At 47.0% G+C, this 18,597-nt stretch carries 14 protein-coding genes and 2 pseudogenes; 5 read left to right on the top strand and 11 right to left on the bottom strand.

Translation table 11 applies throughout. The annotated features are described in order from the left end of the window. Positions 1–360 precede the first annotated feature (360 nt). Positions 361–1,164 carry a tail fiber assembly protein gene (locus CJP72_RS20880; RefSeq protein ID WP_162383232.1) on the top strand — a complete coding sequence of 268 codons (804 nt, stop codon included), beginning with the start codon at positions 361–363 and terminating at the stop codon, positions 1,162–1,164. A 538-nt stretch (positions 1,165–1,702) separates the two neighbouring features. Here CJP72_RS20880 and CJP72_RS20875 read toward each other — a convergent pair. The 8 genes from CJP72_RS20875 to CJP72_RS20835 all read right to left on the bottom strand — a co-directional run bounded on the left by CJP72_RS20875 (position 1,703) and on the right by CJP72_RS20835 (position 11,630). Further along, on the bottom strand, positions 1,703–2,440 hold the full coding sequence (locus CJP72_RS20875; RefSeq protein WP_162383231.1) for a hypothetical protein: 738 nt from the start codon (positions 2,438–2,440) through the stop codon (positions 1,703–1,705). Between the two features lie 580 nt (positions 2,441–3,020). Beyond that, positions 3,021–3,773 carry a YcbK family protein gene (locus CJP72_RS20865; protein ID WP_162383230.1) on the bottom strand — a complete coding sequence of 251 codons (753 nt, stop codon included), beginning with the start codon at positions 3,771–3,773 and terminating at the stop codon, positions 3,021–3,023. Between the two features lie 3 nt (positions 3,774–3,776). Further along, positions 3,777–4,148, bottom strand: coding sequence for a hypothetical protein (locus tag CJP72_RS20860; protein ID WP_162383229.1), 372 nt, complete (start codon positions 4,146–4,148; stop codon positions 3,777–3,779). A gap of 336 nt (positions 4,149–4,484) precedes the next feature. Then, positions 4,485–5,258, bottom strand: coding sequence for a hypothetical protein (locus CJP72_RS20855; protein WP_162383228.1), 774 nt, complete (start codon positions 5,256–5,258; stop codon positions 4,485–4,487). A gap of 18 nt (positions 5,259–5,276) precedes the next feature. Continuing rightward, complete coding sequence (locus CJP72_RS20850) at positions 5,277–8,627, bottom strand: patatin-like protein (protein ID WP_162383227.1); 3,351 nt, start codon at positions 8,625–8,627, stop codon at positions 5,277–5,279. Positions 8,628–8,674: 47 nt separating this feature from the next. Beyond that, positions 8,675–9,646 carry a hypothetical protein gene (locus CJP72_RS20845; protein ID WP_162383226.1) on the bottom strand — a complete coding sequence of 324 codons (972 nt, stop codon included), beginning with the start codon at positions 9,644–9,646 and terminating at the stop codon, positions 8,675–8,677. A gap of 26 nt (positions 9,647–9,672) precedes the next feature. After that, positions 9,673–10,665 (bottom strand): hypothetical protein, encoded by a 993-nt coding sequence (locus tag CJP72_RS20840; protein ID WP_162383225.1) that lies wholly within the window; start codon positions 10,663–10,665, stop codon positions 9,673–9,675. A 617-nt stretch (positions 10,666–11,282) separates the two neighbouring features. Beyond that, positions 11,283–11,630: a hypothetical protein gene (locus CJP72_RS20835; protein WP_193568823.1), complete on the bottom strand. Its 348-nt coding sequence runs from the start codon at positions 11,628–11,630 to the stop codon at positions 11,283–11,285. Positions 11,631–11,868: 238 nt separating this feature from the next. Between CJP72_RS20835 and CJP72_RS20830 the strand changes: the two are divergent. The 3 genes and pseudogenes from CJP72_RS20830 to CJP72_RS20820 all read left to right on the top strand — a co-directional run. Continuing rightward, positions 11,869–12,066: pseudogene (locus tag CJP72_RS20830) on the top strand (IS3 family transposase); the annotation flags it as partial. A gap of 383 nt (positions 12,067–12,449) precedes the next feature. Next, a complete protein-coding gene (locus CJP72_RS20825; protein WP_162383224.1) occupies positions 12,450–13,325 on the top strand; it encodes a LysR family transcriptional regulator in 876 nt (291 codons plus the stop codon). 180 nt (positions 13,326–13,505) lie between these two features. Then, on the top strand, positions 13,506–13,886 hold the full coding sequence (locus CJP72_RS20820; RefSeq protein ID WP_193568822.1) for a hypothetical protein: 381 nt from the start codon (positions 13,506–13,508) through the stop codon (positions 13,884–13,886). A gap of 167 nt (positions 13,887–14,053) precedes the next feature. Here CJP72_RS20820 and CJP72_RS20815 read toward each other — a convergent pair. Continuing rightward, a pseudogene (locus tag CJP72_RS20815) lies at positions 14,054–14,292 on the bottom strand (IS4 family transposase); the annotation flags it as partial. Between the two features lie 706 nt (positions 14,293–14,998). Next, the gene (locus tag CJP72_RS20810; protein WP_162383223.1) at positions 14,999–15,613 is read right to left on the bottom strand and encodes a helix-turn-helix domain-containing protein; all 615 of its coding nucleotides are present in this window, start codon (positions 15,611–15,613) and stop codon (positions 14,999–15,001) included. 333 nt (positions 15,614–15,946) lie between these two features. On the opposite strand from CJP72_RS20810, the gene CJP72_RS20805 reads away from it, so the two are divergent. Further along, the gene (locus tag CJP72_RS20805; RefSeq protein WP_162383222.1) at positions 15,947–16,273 is read left to right on the top strand and encodes a hypothetical protein; all 327 of its coding nucleotides are present in this window, start codon (positions 15,947–15,949) and stop codon (positions 16,271–16,273) included. A gap of 1,082 nt (positions 16,274–17,355) precedes the next feature. Here the strand turns inward: CJP72_RS20805 and CJP72_RS20800 are convergent. Further along, a partial coding sequence (locus CJP72_RS20800) for an Ig-like domain-containing protein (RefSeq protein WP_193568821.1) occupies positions 17,356–18,597 on the bottom strand: 1,242 nt, incomplete at its 5' end.

Raw genomic sequence — 18,597 nt, 5'->3', positions numbered from 1 at the left:
CAGTACCGGCAGCTCCACGGCTACCAGTGCCACATCCTCATCGTTTGATTACGGGAGTAAGGGCACAGATAGTCAGGGGGCACATACCCACACTATCCCATATGGTGGCGGGGTGCAGTCAGGCGAGGCAGACTTCGGCGTCCCACGGAATGACCAGACTCCAGCCAATACATCCAGTTCTGGATCTCACACCCATACCACATCCATTGGTGCACATACTCACACTGTCACTGTACCGGCTCACAGTCACACATTACCCGCTGCCACCGGCAATGCTGGCGGCGCGGCAGATGGTGGCACAACACCTGTTTCAATCATTCCAAAATCAATACTGGTCATGGTCTGGGTAAGGACTGCGTAATGAAAACTGAAATTATCGATATCTGGAATTATCTGTCAGATTCAAAAATACTTATTGGTAAAAGCAACGCAGTGAAAAACCAGCTCCCGAAATACTGTACTACCGTGGCACCGCCTGATATTCCGGAAGGTAAAGAGGCAGTATTTGATGAAATAAATCAGGTATGGCTGATGCAGGATGACGCCCCGACCACAGTAACTATTATCCGGGTGTACGGGTATGCCCCGGATACCATGATTTATATCGGTGCTGCCGATGCGATGGTTAACGATATACCTGCAAACTGCACCCCCACAGCCCCGGATTCAGCACCACCGGCAGGCTATGTCCTGACGTTCGATATTGATTCCGGAACCTGGCGTAGCACAGAGGATCATCGCGGCGAAACAGTCTGGAATACAGCAGACGCGGCGGAGATTTATATCGATTCACCCGGCCCGTATCCGGCAGGTTCAACTACGCAATCACCGGCAAGTGTGCCTTATCCGGTGTGGAATGGCTCGCAATGGGTAACAGACGCAGACCTGCAGCAACAGGCGAATATTCGCGCCAACGTCGCCATTTATAACGACCTGATGCTACGTGTAGTCCGTGCGCAGTGTCCGCTGCAAAGCGCCGTCGCACAGGGGATTGCGCTAACCCAAAGCCAGCAGGACGTTCTGGCAGAACTTCAGCAATACGCCGTGACGCTGGCTCAGTTCATCCAGTCAGCAGACCTGACACAATCGCCGCTGGTATTTCCTGAATCGCAACCGGGCGTGCTGGAATATCCTGTGTCGTTAAACAGAACATTCGGAGCGTGAACTGTCATTAAAATTATTTTGGCGGTAAAGGTAACTGCACTCATGCAGACGTGACTACCCGTAACGCTGCTTGGTAACAGTAATTTCGATGAACGGGAATCTATGCGTATGGAAGGCAATTCTTTCCTAACATAACCAACGGCGAAACCCGATATAACTGGGCTGAAAAAGTAGGGGATGTTAGGAAAAATCAACATAACTTATTGATTTTAAATATTCGAAAGAGGGGTTTAAAATCCCTCGGCGTACGCGCTGTGTGGGTTCAAGTCCCACTCCGGGCACCATGGGAAAGAAAAGAATAATCAAAGCAATAAGCAGTGTCGTGAAACCACCTACGGGTGGTTTTTTTGTGTTTGAAATTCGGGCCAGTGCTTATCCTGTGCTCACGGGGTGCAATGAAGTGCAATCTCCAGCCTGACAATGTCGAATCGAACGTGTCACCTCTGGCATAGAGAACCAGGCCGCTTCGCCTGATTTCTGGTGCTCTTCCGGGAAGGGGGGCTCAGGAATGCCTGCTACATTATCTGTAATGAAACTATTAGCCCGCAGTGCAACGTTGCTTAATGCGCTTAATCACCTCATCTCGATACTTCTGATGTCCGCGCATAGCCCTTGGATGGGCTATTCTGAAACAGATAGCATTACCCACTTTAAATTCCCATAGTTTCCCCGGAATGACGGAAGAAGTCTCATAGCCGCCTAACTTAGTCAGCAACCGTTTGATGATGTAGTCTGTTCTTTGTGCACCGGATGCAAAGATGATGAAATCGGGCTCAAGATGTTTAATTTGTACCGCCATCAGTTTCAGTGAGCCCAATATGACCTCCTGCACTTCATTTTCAGGGCGAGTGAGAGGGGGCTGTCCGTCGTAATCCCACGCGAGTAGATTGGCATACACGATAGCCTGTGGCGGAATATCTAATTCCCGTGCCACCCGGAAATGATATTGCGTGAAGCGGCTACGTGATTTGAGGTTTGTGGTTCCATCGTTTTTTACCGAAAGATGTTGCCTGTAACGAGCTACAGCCTCTTCAACCACTTGCCCGATGGTGACGTCAGGTATAAGTCCCAGCACCCGTGACATCGTATTCTTACCATTCAGCGTATTCCAGCCAGCGGTTTCACGTCCAACCAGCATGATTTTTACCGGTGTATGCCAGTATTCCTCAAAGGGTACAGGTAAAAAGACACCTGAGTATTTATCCTCATCCAGATTAAATGACTGGGCGTCAACTTCCCGTAATATCTGTTTATACGCATCGATCAGCCTTTCCATTCTTCAATTCCACTCCGTAGTAAATACACCTTAATATATATTATTCTTATGATATCAGTCAGTTACATGATGATAATTATGCAAAAATCCTTTCGCTTTATCTATCAAAGCGCATCCGGCAAACACCGATACCCGATCTACCGAGCTTAAGTTTCTGATACCGAAGTTTTTGGCCTCAAATGTCTCTCTGGCCGAACAGGTAACAAACGTTTCCTCCTGTGCTATACATTCCACGGTCCAAAAAAGTATCAGTATTCGCAGATTCCCTGAAATTGATGCGGGAACTGGTCAACGTCACCGTGTCTGTGGTGGTCTCTGCACGGAACAATTTAAAACCAGAACCTCGCTTCGAAGTATGTCCTTATTGTAAGGATGAGATTAATCAGACCTGACTCACAGTAAATCCTATATCCTATTGATAGGGAAAATAATTTATTAATTATGTTACTAAAAAACTGATGATTTTATTTTAAAAATATACTGAAGTAGTGACTGTAAGCTGAATTCAACGAAATAACCTTTTTCTATAAAATCAATTTATAGAGTTAAGAAGAATATCAGTTAATGATTTGAGTCACTATTAACCATTCCAGTCGACATCATTTCCGCGAGTATCTACATGAACAAAATTTTTATTTTTATAAACGCCGATACCACCATGGAATTGAAAACTTCCTGCGTTTGCAGGCAGCGTAAAGAATTTTCCGCGAAATTTACGTAATTCACTTGCCCATGATGATGGATCACCCTGGCTACAAGTGAAATCAATTGCCATAAATTTCATATGATATGAAGCGGGTTCTCCTCCGACAGCAGAATTATAACCAGGAGAGCGGTAGGTGGACAAAAGTTCTATCGGTGAATTTAATTCAGAGCGCAAAGCATCAATAATAATAACAGTCTTTATAATATTATTCCATAGTGCTACTGGAGGGACAGTATTTGGTATGCCATTTTTTACACGATTCCAATATGGGGTAAATTCAGAACCTTTAAAGTTTTTAAGACCGATTCGGTCTATAAATTGCTCCAGGTCTTTTTCTATGGGGACTATATTTATGGGATCTAACGAATTCGGTGAGTTTGAGGGAGGAGTAGATATATACTCCTTAACAGCACCGCTCCAGAAAAAAGTATCATCAACACCTGCATACCAATCTGAATTACCATAAATAGACTCACCGCTCACTACTCCTATTGCTTTGAGTAGTACGCCAGATTCTATTTTTTGAACAATAGGGGCAGATGTGTTGGGATTTCCTTTTCTTATATTTAATCGTGCCATGGAAACCAGGCTTACATTTAATGGCTTTAGTATCTGAATGCTTGTCATAAATCACCCGAGATAGTCTTTATTTGTGGATGTGATATTTTCTGAATTATTGGGCTCAATATGGGAGATGAATGCCTCTATAGCATCAGTGCCTGCGTACCCTGCTGAGGCAAATGCCAACAGTTGCTCAATTTGTATTTTATCTAACTCAGGAGATGCAAGTATTGCGGTAAAGGAACCTGCGATAAAACCAATTAAAAAACTGGTGAGTAGACGGGCCATATCAAATAAATCTGTTCTCGGTCTCCCCTCAGACATCGCCTGCTTTCCTAGTTTTTTCAATCCAACTATACATCGTGCACCTTGCCCTAACGCACCTGACAGGCCACCTAAAAATATTATTTCTATCCACTCTACGCCTGTGTAAATAATCATATATTAACCTTTGTATAAAATTTGTAATGTATGGATGATCATATGGCTTATATTGCGAGTATTTTATCATTAGCATATTATTAATGATCCAGACGCGTCTGGCTGATTATGCGCTGATTTTCTATGTAAGAGAAAATATAATTTTGTTTTACTTAGCTTGATATGTAATGAGCTTTTTGTAAATAAATATAACGTGTGAGCCATATATTGTTATATCACCTATATCTATTATAGATAATTAATCGGGCACTTATAATACCTCCACTTTTATTGATATTTGGCAAGATAATGAGGGATATCAGCGATACAGACTGGTAGTGACAGGCACCCCATTAATCAATTTATTGGACAGTTATGCTTGAGCCAGAGTTCGACAGGTGACTGCCTGTTTTGAGGTAACGAAACGTACGTAGTTGAAAGCGACGGTAGAGGGCAACCCTTGCGTTTGAAGTAGGCCTTTGTCTCATCTGTAACGTTTTGTGCCAAAATGCGCTGATCCTTACTGAAATAGCGCACTTCGTTTTTCTGTCCCTTATTAATGCGTTCGGCGGCAGGTACGATGAGACCACTGTTTGTTAATTCTTCGCGAAGCGGATCGATTACGCTGGCACGATTCATTTCGCCAGCAAATTGCACAAACACTCGAGGTTTGATGACTTGCACGATACGTTGTTCTACGTTGCTCTCAAGTGGTTTACCGGAAGCTGCCCTGCGTGATTCCAGATTTTTGCCGAGAGCCATAATTTCGTTTTGCAGACGAGCTAGTTCGTTTGCCGTGCTGGCACGACGTAACTCGGTATCAGCCAGTTCAGCTTGCTTCTGTTGAACTTCCAAAGCTTTTCTGGTCACCTCGGCCGTTCTCTGTGCTAACTCCTGTCTCTTTGTATACAGGTCCTCCTGCGCCCTGGCTAAATCAAGGCGTGTCTGCGGCACACCCGCCCACAGGGTGAATGCTGCTGCGAGGATGCCGAGCGCGGTCACGCCCAACTTCCCCAACGTCTCTAATGAAATGCCTTTGAGTTGTTTCACTTCGGCTTGAAGTTTGTCACGCTGAGCCGCTTTGATCTGATCATCAAGCGACGGTGGAACACCTGTGTCATCACGTTTCATAAATCCTCCCGTAGGACCTCATCGCGCGAAAATCGAAGCCAGGTAGTCTATCCAGAACCGATAACCTCCATAGACGGCGAGCGCGAGTACACCCGCCAGCGCCGTGCCGAGGATCCACATAATGATGCGTACGCGACGAAGAGCCAGGTTACCGACCACGAGTATGGCAATGTGGAACGTCACAGTGAGCAGCAATGCGGCAATGACCGTCATGCGAATGTCGCCGTCGCCGAGCAAGAACGCGAAAGCCAGCGCGACGAGCAAGAACGCGTACAGAACGATTAGCGCGTGGTGCACCCACAAACGCCCCATGCTACCCGGCAGGGACACTGCGACCAGGCCTTGTAGCAGTAGGCCAATGCGGGCGAGCCAAAACGCGGGGACTGAGGCGCCCTTGTTGTCCTTTGATATGCCCTTCAGCAGGCGTCCCGTGACATTGACGGCGCGCGCTGCGCTCTCCATCGCGCCAGGGACGTTGAAGTTCGGGTCGAACTGGTAGGATTGCTTAAGGTGATCGACCAGCCCGGGTCGGTCCATTAGCGACACGAGCAGTTCATGCAGTCGCCTGCTCTCCTGGAGCGATCCCGGCTGCAAGCGTTCAACCAGCAGTCGCACGGAATCGTCGTTAGAGGAATCAGGGCCGACCATGCGCAGCGCGTCACAAAATAGTGACGTCAGTTGCGCATGGCCCTCGGGCGTCAGTTCCTCGAACACAATGGCCTGGTGGGCACGTTTGAGCAATTGCTCGCGTGCATCCTTGATCGGGCCGTCACCGGGCAGCAACGCGCTCAACAGGCGTTCAGCACCGTCAAGTCGACCCCACATGATATCGTTGCGACGCCAGCGCTCCTCGATGAAAGCGCCAAAGTTGAACAGTTGGGTACCTGCGAGCTTGCGGCGTGACCCGTTTTGGGTTTCGTCGATCAGGCTGCGTGCGTCACAAGGGCTGATGCGCACGACCTCGACCGTGGCTGGTTCGCCAGTATCGGTTCCGTAGTACAGCGGGAAGGTCATCTGGTCGTAGATCTCGAACTTCAGGAAGTAGGTGCCGAGCAGTTTGCGTAGCGCCTTACCCTCAGGCGTGCCGAGTGTTGCCGGGCCGGGATCCGAAGTCTCCATGATGATTTGAGGGGCACCATTGTGGATGACGACAAGTTTTGGCGCGCCCAGCGCCTGCCATTCTGACGCGGCACCGGTTGAGCTATCGTCGAGCACCTGCGAGATTCTCCCGCGCAGGTATTCAATGCTGGCGTTCAGGTGGTGCTGCAATCGTGTCTCGCCTGCGATACTGGACAGGTTGAGCAATTGGGTCGCACGTGCAAATATCATTTCCTGCATAGTCCGCGTCGGCGATGCAGGACGGTAGAAGTCAGTCTGGTCTGGTCGGTCGGCAGGCTGGAGCAAAGGGATAGAGATCGCCGATTTACCGTCCTGCAGGTCCAATTTTGGGTTGTGCTCGGGGCGCTCCAGCAGGGCGGATAGCAAGTCATTCAGTTGGCTTCGGTCTCTGGATGTCAGCGACACGGGTTCCAGCTCGTCGTCTCTTAGGATGCGCCGCAGCGCGCGATGGGTCTTCTCCAGGCTGAGTTTGATCTCCTGTAAGGCCTCGATCAGCCAGGAAAGACTCTCGTTGTTGTCAGGTTGAAGAAGGTCCAGGTCCGACTGTTTCAACCGGGCGATCATGGTGTCGTCAAGCTCGGAAAGGCTGGCATTTTTGGCGCGGCGCAGTTTGCGCGTCAGGCGTAGCAGGTGGTCGACCTTTCGCATCAACAGTTCAGTGCGGCGTATGCGGTATTCCAGATCGTATAGCGTCAGGAACTCGCTCACGGTGCGGTGAGGCCGGATAGGGTTCTCCTGAAAGTGGGTCTCGCGCCACGCCCGCACCAGTGCACGAAAGGCGTAGAGGTGGTCTGAGTCGCGGTCCACGCCCCACATCACCGCAAGCCGGTCGGCGAGGGCATCAGTGGCGGCAAAGACGCGCAGGCGACGATAGGACAGGTAGGCACGGCCGTAGTAGTCACATAGCTCGTTCAGCGTCAGCTCGGACCACTTCGGCAGGCTGCCGTCCGGACGCAGCTTGACTTCGTCGAACGAGACGTCGCTTGCCTCGTTGAAGTCCTTGTCAGCCTGCAGCACAATGCGCTCGACGCGTTCGATGCGGCGGTTGCGCTTGATGGCTGCCTCTACATCCTCGCGGATAGTCTCGTAGCGCGGCAGGCCGATGACTGCGGCCAGAGTGTTTTCGATCGCATTCGGTGCCGGCTGATTTTTTTTTGCGCTCAACTGCGAAATATTCTCAGGCACGGGCTCGATATAGATCAACTTACGCTCCATCGGCAGTTGTCCCTGGCGCGACGACAGGGCCTCGATAGCATAGCTGAAGGGTTTGTTGTCGAGGTAGCCACCGTCGCCAAAGGCGCGATTCAGGTGCAAGGGGTCTTTCGGATCTGGCGTGAGCTTACAGAAGTGGTGCTGCCAGGTTGCCGCGTTGGCGTCATCCTTCCACAGTAGCTGTGCGGCGCCGAGAGTCATCGGCTCGAACGCAAATGGGAACGACGAGGTGCAGCGGGCCGCGAATGCAAGGAAAGGGGAGTGCGCCGGCGCCAGGTCATTGTGTGGGTCTTCGTCATTGTAGCGGAAATGGAAAACGTGCCGGTAGCGGTACTCATTCACCACCTGGTCGAACAGACGAATAGGCACTTTGGAGCCCCGGATGTCGGTGGTGGTGACAAAGAGATCCATTTGCTCCACATAGGGTGAGGTGAGCAGCGGCTTTTTGAGCGTCATCTGCTCCATTGCTTCAAGCAGTTTGACGTACATGCGGTCGCTATTTAGCAGAGACCTGGGTTCGGCGGCACTCTGGTGAGGAATGTTGGTGTTCTTGTAACTCTGCTGGTCATTGATCAACTTGCGGATATCGCCTTCGGTGATCCAGAGATCCTTCAGCGGCTTGAACGGTTCTCCATTGGCCAATGCCCGAGCCAGGAATAATCCGTTGATGCCGCCAGCTGAAGTACCCGATACCACGTCGATAACAAAGCGTGTGGGATCCTCGTTGCAGCGTTTTTCGAGCAGTTGGTCGGCGACGATGAGTGCATTGTCCTTTTGAGGGCCTGAAGGCAGAGCGTTGGCTGTGACCAGTGCCGCCGCATAGTCGGCAGCCACCTCGGGATTCGTTACCAGTTTTGCCAGTGCGGCGTAGATCGCACGCGTCGCTGTACCGTCAGAGGGCGCGTTGTGACCTTTCCTGGGCGTCGAGCAGGCCAATTCGTACAGCTCGTTGGTGACACCATTTATATAGATTGCCAGCGAGACACCGCCGTACATAACGATGCCTAGCCGTACCTCAGACCCATAGTCCTGCCCCATGCTTTAATTCCTCATCTCTGGAATCAGATTTGGCGATAACACGCACATTACGCTAGCAGGTTCGACTTCTGCATTTCGTGCAGGACTACCGCAGCGCCGCATTGCCTGGAGACGGCCTGCGGATCGAACTTTCCGTCGGCCACGAACTTGCCTTTCACGTACAGGTTGGAAAAGCTCCACAGGTACGGACTCGGGATGCCATACCGCCGGTAGCCGAAGCCGTTGTAGGCTTCCAGCGTGTACAGTACGAACGCTATCGACCAGTTCACCAGCCCAATCTGATCGAGCTTCTTCATTTGTAGGGCATCGCGCGCACTCTCGATCCAGGTGAACGGAGGATTCCCTGCGACTGGCCGACCCATCGGCACCTGCTTCGTGCGCGCGGTGAGCGGGTCGCCATTGTGCAGGTGCGTGGAGAAATCGAAGCCGCCTTCCATACCATGGACAATACCAATGAAATACCACGGGATGTCGAGTTCTGCGCCGAGAGTCGCGTAGATCTGCTTATGCTGCCTCAAACGATTGACGTAGAAGTCGATGTTAGACCGCCGTGCTTTATCGGCGGTGCAGGTGTTAAAGAGCGTGTCGTATTCAGCCTTCAGGTCATTGAACTTACGACTGTTTATCGTCTTTGGCAGAGTACCTGCAGAAGCAACGATAGCTGGCGTCGTGGTTGTCGCTATGACGGCAGGCGGCAGGCGATCTACTCCTTGCATCTGTGCAACCGCGCTGGCCAGATCGCGTGAGTCCATCATCAGGCTATCAACAAAGGTGTCGAAGGGGGGCCGGGATTTCGATAACGCGTTGTTCAATGCGTCGATTGCATGTGCGACATCGGTCGCGGCTGTAAGTAGGTCGGCCTGATTGTTGCTGTCGATCGCTGCGTTTATTTGGCGCAGCGTGAGTTCTAGTGCCTCGCGCTCCTGCGGATCAACCGCACCGCGCAGTCGGCCTTCAATATCTATTTGTGCAGTCTCGAGCTGGGTGCGCACCCGCGCAGCATTGCTTGTGTCGTTCATTTGTGCACCTCGTTTGTGGATATGTCCTACCGAACTTGCAGTTGGGCCAGATTCCTGCGCACGGCTTCAGCAGTGGTGCGCACCTCCGTCACCTGCGCGACCGTCTCGGCCACAGAGACGTTAGGGTTGCGTGCCGCCCGCACTGTCGCATCCCAGGCCGCCTGTAGTTGGTCGAGCAGCACGATGTTGGCCGCTAACTGTGCGCGCGTACGTTCGACACGCTGCAGAGCTTGTTGGCGCAGCAGCAAGTTTTCGCGCTTGTCGGCATCGCGTGCAGTGGGATTAATGCTGGAAGCAATGATGTTCAGATCCCCGAAGGCCAGGGTATTGAACTGTGCGGGTGTTGCATTACGCAATGCACTGATAAGGCTGCTGATCTTCTCTGCGTTGTCCAGGATTCGCTGTAACGCCTCCTCCTTGCTTTGCGCCCTTGAGATGAGCTCCAGGGCTGGTGCAAGCGCCGTCAGCGGCGCCGCAATGACCGGTAATCCCGTATTTGCCAGCGCGGAGAGCGCGTCGACCTCTCTGGCGAGCGCTATTGCGCCAGCCGTAGCGGCACCTGCGTCTTGCCCTTCAGCCAGTGCGAGCACCAGGCTCGCAAAGTCGTCGATCACGCGCAGGCTGCGCCGGAAGCTGGCGGTCGCAGGCGGATCAACGTTGGGCACGAAATAGATAGCGTCTGACAAGCACATGTGGTTGGCGATGCCGACCTCTGCTTCACCGCGCCATTGAGGAGTAAGGTTTGCATCGTCATTGCATGCCTTTGCGCCAGAAGTGGTAGTTCCAGGCCGTGCAGCGCGTCTCTCTGATACCCGCACACCTTGTGCTCGTTCAGCTATAGCGAGCTCGTCCAGAAAAGGTTGTTGTACAGTGTTGACCGCAGCCAGCGCATCCTTGAAGTGTTGAATCTCCTGCACTGGCACCGTGGTACATCCAACGAGCACAATTGCTGTGACCAGCATGCCGACACAGTCGATGTAGCGTGTCGGCTGAAGCAGTTTTGATGGGACAGAGTACATGATCGACTGCCTCCCGATTGATGTGCGGCATGGTCCCGTCGGCAACGCGCGAATTGTATGGCCGCAGTACTCTGCGTCTTGAATATTCCCGTGGCAGCTAACCCGTGTTTTTGAGGTTTCTATAACTGTCTGTTGCGATAATGCACCAATAAATTGGACAATGAGAGTATTACGCTATTTTCTTTTTTATTTCCTTTTTATTATTCGCGATTATTTAATTTCATACTAATATTGTTAATATTTAACTTGGGGAATTCATAAGTCAGTAGACATAATGTATGATTTGCTATTTGAATGTCAGTTGAATTCATTATGGATGTCTCTATACCGAGATATTGTTCCAATGAATAGATGATTGACCGCCACGCAGTTCGGGCTTTACCGTTTAGGGAACGATGATTTTGATAACCGCTTTTGTACTCATTTTAGCCTCACTAACATAATGTGGTTGCAGATAACATTGGGCAGAAAGGGATAGACGAGATATTTATTGCAAAAGGTGAAGCTATGATGGTCGGAAAGTGTTTTAGCCCGCAAGTCAATAACGGGCTTAATGCCTGAAGTTAGACGTAATTCACAAAACAATCACCAGCTTAAATGCTGGACTGACGGCTCTATCAATCAGGATCGCTAAATGAGTGCCCGCATTTTAGACATTTATAATTATCTAATATGTTGTCATCAACAACTTCACCTAATTTTGAACCAGCATAACCTCCGGCTGTGCCGCCACCAATAGCGCCAATGATTGCACCAGCAATGCCACCAACAGTAGCACCAACCAGATTACCAACAACGGGTACAACAGAACCGACTGAAGCTCCAAATGCAGCACCTGCGGCAGCACCACTACCTGCTGCGGCCATACCACCAGCGGCACCAGCGGCGACGCCAACGGTTGCCCCTGCTTTTTTACCGTAATTCTTCTTCTCTACATTTTCTGACCTACAATTAGGACATTGCATGGTTATCTCCTTTGACCACTAACGACCCACAATCAATAGAACTGATATGTCACTATCTATAAAAATCAAATAATATAAATTGGTTATATCGTTGTCACTACATTTGAGAACAAATCGTTAGTGACTACCAATGGCTTCTGTTTGCCCTTCACAATATGAATGCTTACCCCACTCCTATATTACCCATCAATAGTGGACATGCGGCTAAGTGAGTAAACTCTCAAGCAAGAGGTGACTCAAGACAAAATTAACATCAACCAGTCAAAACCCCGTAAAAAGCACACGCCTGAATTTTGTGAAGAAGTCCTGAAACTGGCCGAATGCTTCGGTGTGGCCGCAGAAAATGTCGCCTTAAACGCCAACTGGCTGAACGTGACGAGGAACTGACCATTCTCCAAAAGGCCGTGACATACTTCGCGAAGCATCTGAAATGGAATAGATGATTTATTATACTGAATAAAAAGAATATCCTGCTCAGACGGAACAGAGTTTGTTGCGACAGATGATATTTCTTGTTCCATCTATATTTACTGTTATTAACCCATGTACATGATGTATATTATTGTTTCATTTTACAGAAAACGCCATCTACAAAGGTAGTTACCTGGAGGTCAGCGAGAGGAAGCCACTCCCGCACTTTACTAAGAGAGTAGAAAAATAGAGATGGTGCAAAAGAACGTCCATTTTATCGTGGGTCAAGATCTCACAAGGACAGCAACTGGCAACACTGAAATTATAAGTACTTAAAGCTAATATAATCACCTGATATATTCAGGTTAATATGGGAATAATATAATATACGTCAGAAATGGAGTTTTTATGAATTTACTCATATCAAAACGGTTACAGTATTTTGTTACAGCCATGGAAACAAAATGCATCAACGAAGCTGCAGATCAACTTTGCATCACTCGTTCGCCATTAGGTCGAGTATTATATGAAATGGAAGGGCACATTGGGGATAAACTATTTAACCGTACTTATAATAACCTGGAACCGACATCTTTGGCTTATGCCTTGTATGATAAAGTGAAGCCACACTATGATGCATTATGCGCCGCAGAACATGAGTTTATTAAAAATATTGACAAAAACATTCTTGAACTGATATTTGATATCAGCATACCGTATATTATTTTCCAATTTCTCTCTAAGCGATTTTCAACCCTCAAATACCCTGTTAACTGCAGGCGGGCATCCATATCTGCCAGTGAGGCATTATCGCTATCCACTAAACCAAATACGGCTATTTTTACACTCAGACAGATCCACCAGAATGATTCATTTCACACTTACTCACTGGGAGAGGAATCATTAATTGCGCTTCTGCCGAAAAATATCGCCGAGGAAAGCTTCAGTCATATAGAAGTTGCTGCAAATTTAACGCTGTATATTAAAAATGATCAATATTTTCATGAGAAAAAAGGGTTTATTTCTCATTATCTTAAAGACATATTTCCTTATCTAAATATTCAAAAAACAGATAATGATCTTTCAGCCCAACTCTTATCTGTTAGTTCGGGTGATGGTATCCTACTGCTTCCAGAGTATTTATCAAAGTATTTTAACCCGCCAGAAACAAAAATAGTAAAATTGATCAATAAAAACATCACAACAATACTTTGTGTAAACAAAAATTTTAGAAATAAAAAATTGATAAAAGATATTATATCAGAGCTGAAAAATTACAAATAAATTATCCTTTTTAAATCATGAGAACGCTGGTGATGTACGAAGTTTCTGTGTATCACCATTTTTATAAATTGAAAAAAAATCATTCGTTCTAATTTAACGTGTTCCCGTGCAAGATTAGCCCAGAATTATTTTGAACAAGCATGTACTCTATAACTTATACAATTGATTATGGAGACGCAAATGATCGGAAAACATGTTTCTTTTATGCAATGGCTACATTTAGCTCTTACTACGCCATTCGAGGCATTTGAAATAGCCGCGACACTAATACTGGGAGAGGTGGGGCGATGGTGTTTGGGGGGGGGGAAACTGAGAGAAAAAATAGGTGATCTCATCACCTGCTTACTCATTTTCTATCTCGTTAGGCCATGGATACCTATACTACCTGCTATCGCAGGCGTAAAAATACGCCCAGGTGCTATTGCAATCGTTATTGCATTATTAGGAGGACATAGTGTAGGCAATTTGCTTGCGTATTATTTCCGAAAACGAACCGGCATTGATATTAAAGATTTAGAGAGCAAAAATAAAACAGAACAAAACACACAAAATAATTCTTAGTATATTCTTACAAGGAAATTAAAATCACACAGATAAGTTAATTCATTGAGTTACTAAAATAGTAGAAAACATCAAAAGTACAGCTTATATAGATAGCTCTGGATATCCAACGGCAGGCGTAGGTTTCAAAATTGCCTCATAGGGCCTGGGGATCCCCACTAACTTCATCAATACACCATGATGATGTTCCGGCAGGCCCTCTCCATGTCGGCGTACACCCTGTCGGGGTTCATCCCCGACAGTATTCCCGGAGACTGCCTGATAACATTTTCACTCAACGTCATATATGACCGCACTTGCACTATTTCTCACTGTTTGCCTGAAATCATCGATTTATTCCCTTACTTTCAAAGTAATATCCCACCAGCCACATAATGATGTTGTAAAGAACGGCAATCAGGAAAAGTGATCTCCTCCCTGAAAGCAGTGCCAGTCTAAACTGAAGTATCCGGTCTTTCTTCCATCTCGCTTGCTCATCCTGATTTTACCCACAATTGGGAACCTTCAGGAAGTTGGGAGCAACGCAATGTGTCGACCTGAACGATAGCGCTCCTGCACGGTAAGTGTCAGAACCGAATACCAAACCTGGACGGAATTTATATCTATGAGGGAAATACATAGCTGGCGAAACCGACAGTCACATCGCTTTGAGTCAATCCGTGGGCGGGGGATGGGTATTCGGTTGTGTAAATATGCATACCATTGCTGTCATATGCCTGTCAGTAAACCGATGCATTACTACCCCACACAAATTGAGCGTTCGTGGAATAGCAATCTCAGTATCATCGGTCGTAATTTAACTGCCATCTATGCAGCTGCCGGAACCTTAAAGGATTATAGGAGGGTACCGTTGGCAGGGATATCTATATGTAGCGTATCCTCAGCAGAGCTTTAGTCGGCGGAAAATAGCGCAAAAAAAGGAGTGCCACGAGACCGCAACCGCAACCGAACTACCGTTGCTACAACTGTCTGTTACTTAGGGAGACAGTAACGGTTATTTATAGTATTTACGCTATAAATAATGTGACCTGAGAACAGAAATGCCCTTCTAACTATGATGAGTCGAAAGGGCAGTATTTTAATATGGAGCTTGATGCTTTTATTCTTGAGTTTTATTCATCCTTCCTCATTTTTGAAAGTAAAAGCCCTTTATAGGTCGTTATTCTCCCTTCTTTTTTTAACGTGGCAATAACTTTTGAAATGTTACTCCGTGATAAATTTGTCTTATCCATAATGTAATCCACAGCTGTTCTGCGGTTTCGGATTTGTTCCGGCTCATGACAGAGTTTTTCGAGACAATATTCAATTAGATTGGAACTGTTTACATTAGACATGTTATCAAGATAGCTCGTTAATAGAGCAGTGAGCATCATCTGATACATGGCGACACTTTCCCATAATTGGTGGTCGTTGATTTTTTTTTTAGCATCCAGAGGATGGATGAATTCATATGAGACATCAGATTCAGCACGAAAATAGAGAGGGAAGGTTTTAATGTCTATATCATCTGATATAAACCGAAGACCAATGATCATTGGAGCGGTTAAATTGGTGAGTAATAAGTTATCATGCTGTCGTTGCAATGAAATAATCCCCTGGTGAAATAACACGCACCTGGGTTCGTTAAATGTTCCAGGTGTAAATATTTGATTCTTTTTTATTATCTTTACATTTTTAGTTGTAGATAAGGCTGAAATTAATAATTCAATGTTTTTTTGGCTTTTCATAAAAGATTCCAGTGTTTAATGAATATTTGTACAAAATCACTGTCACTCATATAAGACTATGTTGTGCTATTCAGCACCCTGACGACTCGATCATCATTATCAACAATCGACTTCCGAGACTGTTTATTTCTTCACATATTAGTAAGGGAGAGCTAGAACGATTTTGATATAAAAATATTTCGCTTATTACTTTAATGTCTTTAATAGATAAATGGGAAGTAATATTAATCATTAAAAAGAGTGTAAAATTAGACTGGAAAATACACTTTATTTGATGGTGAGTTATGATGGTTATACAAATTTTGTTCTGGCTGTTTTTAGGTCATAATGGGCATGAATAATTTGAGAACTGTTTTTATAGGGGGGTATATGGGGAATGTGTGTCATTTTGATCAAATAAAATGGGATGAAATTGCGCTCCTTCAATCCCGTGAAGGGTATGAAGAGTGGTATTTAAAATTACATGGAGAAACGTTAACAATGTTTTCGCAGGATGCTATTGATGGCCTTATTGAAGAGGTTGAGCCAAGTTATTATCCGTGCTATGCGTTACCCCAGAATGAAACGTATAAAGTGATTTATTTGGATCCTGATTTATTGTTTTTTATTACAGATGAGTTATTTATGCCAGTTGGTGATTTATCAACTATTAGTATGTAGATATTATAATTATGTTTATTATATTTTGAAGTGAATTTAATATGTAATTGTATTTCAATAGGTTACGGATTTATAGGTTGCTGCCGTAAGAGCGAGAACATTGGTCTTTGCACAGATTTTTACTGGTTCTTCTATTATCTAAATGTAATGGTCTGATGTGATATATTGGTGTATTTACCCTGCGGAGGTCAGGTGAATAACATTCAGATGGTGGGCCGTGGGCATTTACTCTACTAAATGTAAATAAAAAACTATCGTTATTTAATTAGGTGATTCGCTCTTCAAGAATAAAATTTGAAACGATGAATGGATAAATTGGTGAAATTCTCATGTGATTTTGATAATAATTAATTGAATGGGGTTTTATGCTTTCGGAAGTGAGCTCTGGACATTTTCCCTATTTATTAAAGCTTCCTTTACTCACCGTTATTCCCTACTGGTTACATGAGTGCCAGTGCTGATCCTTGAGCATTTTATGTTCATCAAAAGCACGTCAGGCAACAGCCCGATTTATTACTTCAGTAAAAACTGCAAAAATTATGCTCGAAGCGCTACGAAGGTTGCTCATGGCGTGACCGCTGATATTTCCACATTAAATGCAGACTGGGTTTGCCGTTAAGGGTAGCACTCTTTTGTTCTTAGCCAGGAGAAAACAAAAGAGTGCCGGCTTCAGCATACCGAAGATACTATCAGCGTGAGCATTGCACGCCTGCAGACCCTTTTCCCTTACACTTAATCTCGGCTACAGCACATGGGCCTTGCCTCTATGTTGCTGCCGTTATCTGGCTGGAAATGAACGAATCCCAGTCGACACCGGATTTATTCACCTCGCTGTTAAGAGATGGAGCGACCAGCAGCGTCACCACACATACCGTGCCGGTGAGTAGGGGAGGGCGTTGGCTTTTGGCATTCCGATTAAAGGCCGTTCGGCAGTGACCAACTGCCGTCAAGGGAACTCCTTTCAGTACGGTTAAGTTATGGTAAGTCGAACTGACGGAAAATTTCTTTGAAAGTGAGTTAACCGTAACCTTTACAGGGGAGAATTAAAAGCGCACCTCCCCCTGATAAAGTTACAGCAATGCTCATCTAAAAGACACTTGTTGCGTTGCGTTATGATGGTCGTAATTTGCACTAACGGTATTAAATCCAACCACTTCCGAACTATAGTCCATCGCAGCAAAACCGTTTTGATCGGTTATCGATGTTTGGCCTGCAGCGGTGGCGTGTCCCTGCATCGTTCCCCAATTAATCGTCGCCCCTACGATGGGGACATCATTGGAAGCTAGTAGTTCCACCGTTAGAGTTAACGGTGTATTGTCAGCAGTACCGTCCGGGACTGGCTGCTTGAACGTCAAACTGTCAAAAACCAGGGCCGCAAAAGTAACTTGTGAACTTCCTTTGATGTTGTTATCCGCGGTGGCAACCAGTGTATCATCCCCAACCGTTAGGCTTGTGAACGATGTATTTGCCGTCCCATTCTTAGTGGTACTGGTAATGGGGTCCGGTGTTGCAGTGTTGGCACTCCAGGTTATTACTGTGCCATCCGGCACTGGTTGGCCATGAGCGTTTTTGACCAGAGCCTGGGCTGCAATATAGCTACGCCCATCAGCGATACCATTTGGCTCCAGAACACTTATCGTGATAGCGGCCACAGCAGTATCAACAAAGGCGGCAGGTTTTGAGTCTGTTTTACCACTGGCGGTGGCGCTCAGGTTCACCTGCTCGGCCGTTTGATCGGTAACGGTAACGTTGCTGACTCCCGACGCGCTGGTAACGGCATCTGCGCTGGTGATGATAGCGCTACCGTCCGAACTCCACGAGACAGCGACGTTCGGTACCGGGTTATTGTTGGCATCGGTCACTGTAGCGTGGGCCTTGAGCGGCGCGGTGCCGTTGGCGGTAATATTGTTATCATCAACCATTACCTCGATATTCGCTACCGAACCGGCAACAAAGGTGACAGTTTTCGAGCTTGTTTTACCATTGGCGGTGGCGGTCAGTTTTACCCGTTCAGCCTTGAGGTCGGTCAGGGTGATATTGCTGATTCCCGACGCATTGGTGTTGGCATCTGCGCTGGCGACGATAGCGTTGCCATCCGAAGACCAGGATACTGCGACATTCGGAACTGGGTTGCGGTGAGTATCGGTCAGCGTGACATGTGCCTTGAGTTGAGAGGCACCATCGGCGCAGATATTATCGTTATCAAGATCAAGGGTAACGACGACCTTATTGACCGCGCTGGCAACAACGGTGTCCATACCCTGAGTGAATTGCAGAATAATAAATTCTGCCGGACGCGCCGCCGCAATACCCACGCTGGCAAT

Source organism: Citrobacter sp. NCU1, assembly GCF_010231475.1.
Lineage (GTDB): Bacteria > Pseudomonadota > Gammaproteobacteria > Enterobacterales > Enterobacteriaceae > Citrobacter_D.
Note: the sequence above shows the minus strand (reverse complement) of the source record. Positions and strands in the feature narration are given on the sequence as shown.

Bases quoted from the DNA above. Each gene is read 5' to 3' on its own strand.
- CJP72_RS20880 (WP_162383232.1), top strand. From the start codon at position 361: ATGAAAACTGAAATTATCGATATCTGGAATTATCTGTCAGATTCAAAA.
- CJP72_RS20875 (WP_162383231.1), bottom strand. From the start codon at position 2,440: ATGGAAAGGCTGATCGATGCGTATAAACAGATATTACGGGAAGTTGAC.
- CJP72_RS20865 (WP_162383230.1), bottom strand. From the start codon at position 3,773: ATGACAAGCATTCAGATACTAAAGCCATTAAATGTAAGCCTGGTTTCC.
- CJP72_RS20860 (WP_162383229.1), bottom strand. From the start codon at position 4,148: ATGATTATTTACACAGGCGTAGAGTGGATAGAAATAATATTTTTAGGT.
- CJP72_RS20855 (WP_162383228.1), bottom strand. From the start codon at position 5,258: ATGAAACGTGATGACACAGGTGTTCCACCGTCGCTTGATGATCAGATC.
- CJP72_RS20850 (WP_162383227.1), bottom strand. From the start codon at position 8,627: ATGGGGCAGGACTATGGGTCTGAGGTACGGCTAGGCATCGTTATGTAC.
- CJP72_RS20845 (WP_162383226.1), bottom strand. From the start codon at position 9,646: ATGAACGACACAAGCAATGCTGCGCGGGTGCGCACCCAGCTCGAGACT.
- CJP72_RS20840 (WP_162383225.1), bottom strand. From the start codon at position 10,665: ATGTACTCTGTCCCATCAAAACTGCTTCAGCCGACACGCTACATCGAC.
- CJP72_RS20835 (WP_193568823.1), bottom strand. From the start codon at position 11,630: ATGCAATGTCCTAATTGTAGGTCAGAAAATGTAGAGAAGAAGAATTAC.
- CJP72_RS20825 (WP_162383224.1), top strand. From the start codon at position 12,450: ATGAATTTACTCATATCAAAACGGTTACAGTATTTTGTTACAGCCATG.
- CJP72_RS20820 (WP_193568822.1), top strand. From the start codon at position 13,506: ATGATCGGAAAACATGTTTCTTTTATGCAATGGCTACATTTAGCTCTT.
- CJP72_RS20810 (WP_162383223.1), bottom strand. From the start codon at position 15,613: ATGAAAAGCCAAAAAAACATTGAATTATTAATTTCAGCCTTATCTACA.
- CJP72_RS20805 (WP_162383222.1), top strand. From the start codon at position 15,947: ATGAATAATTTGAGAACTGTTTTTATAGGGGGGTATATGGGGAATGTG.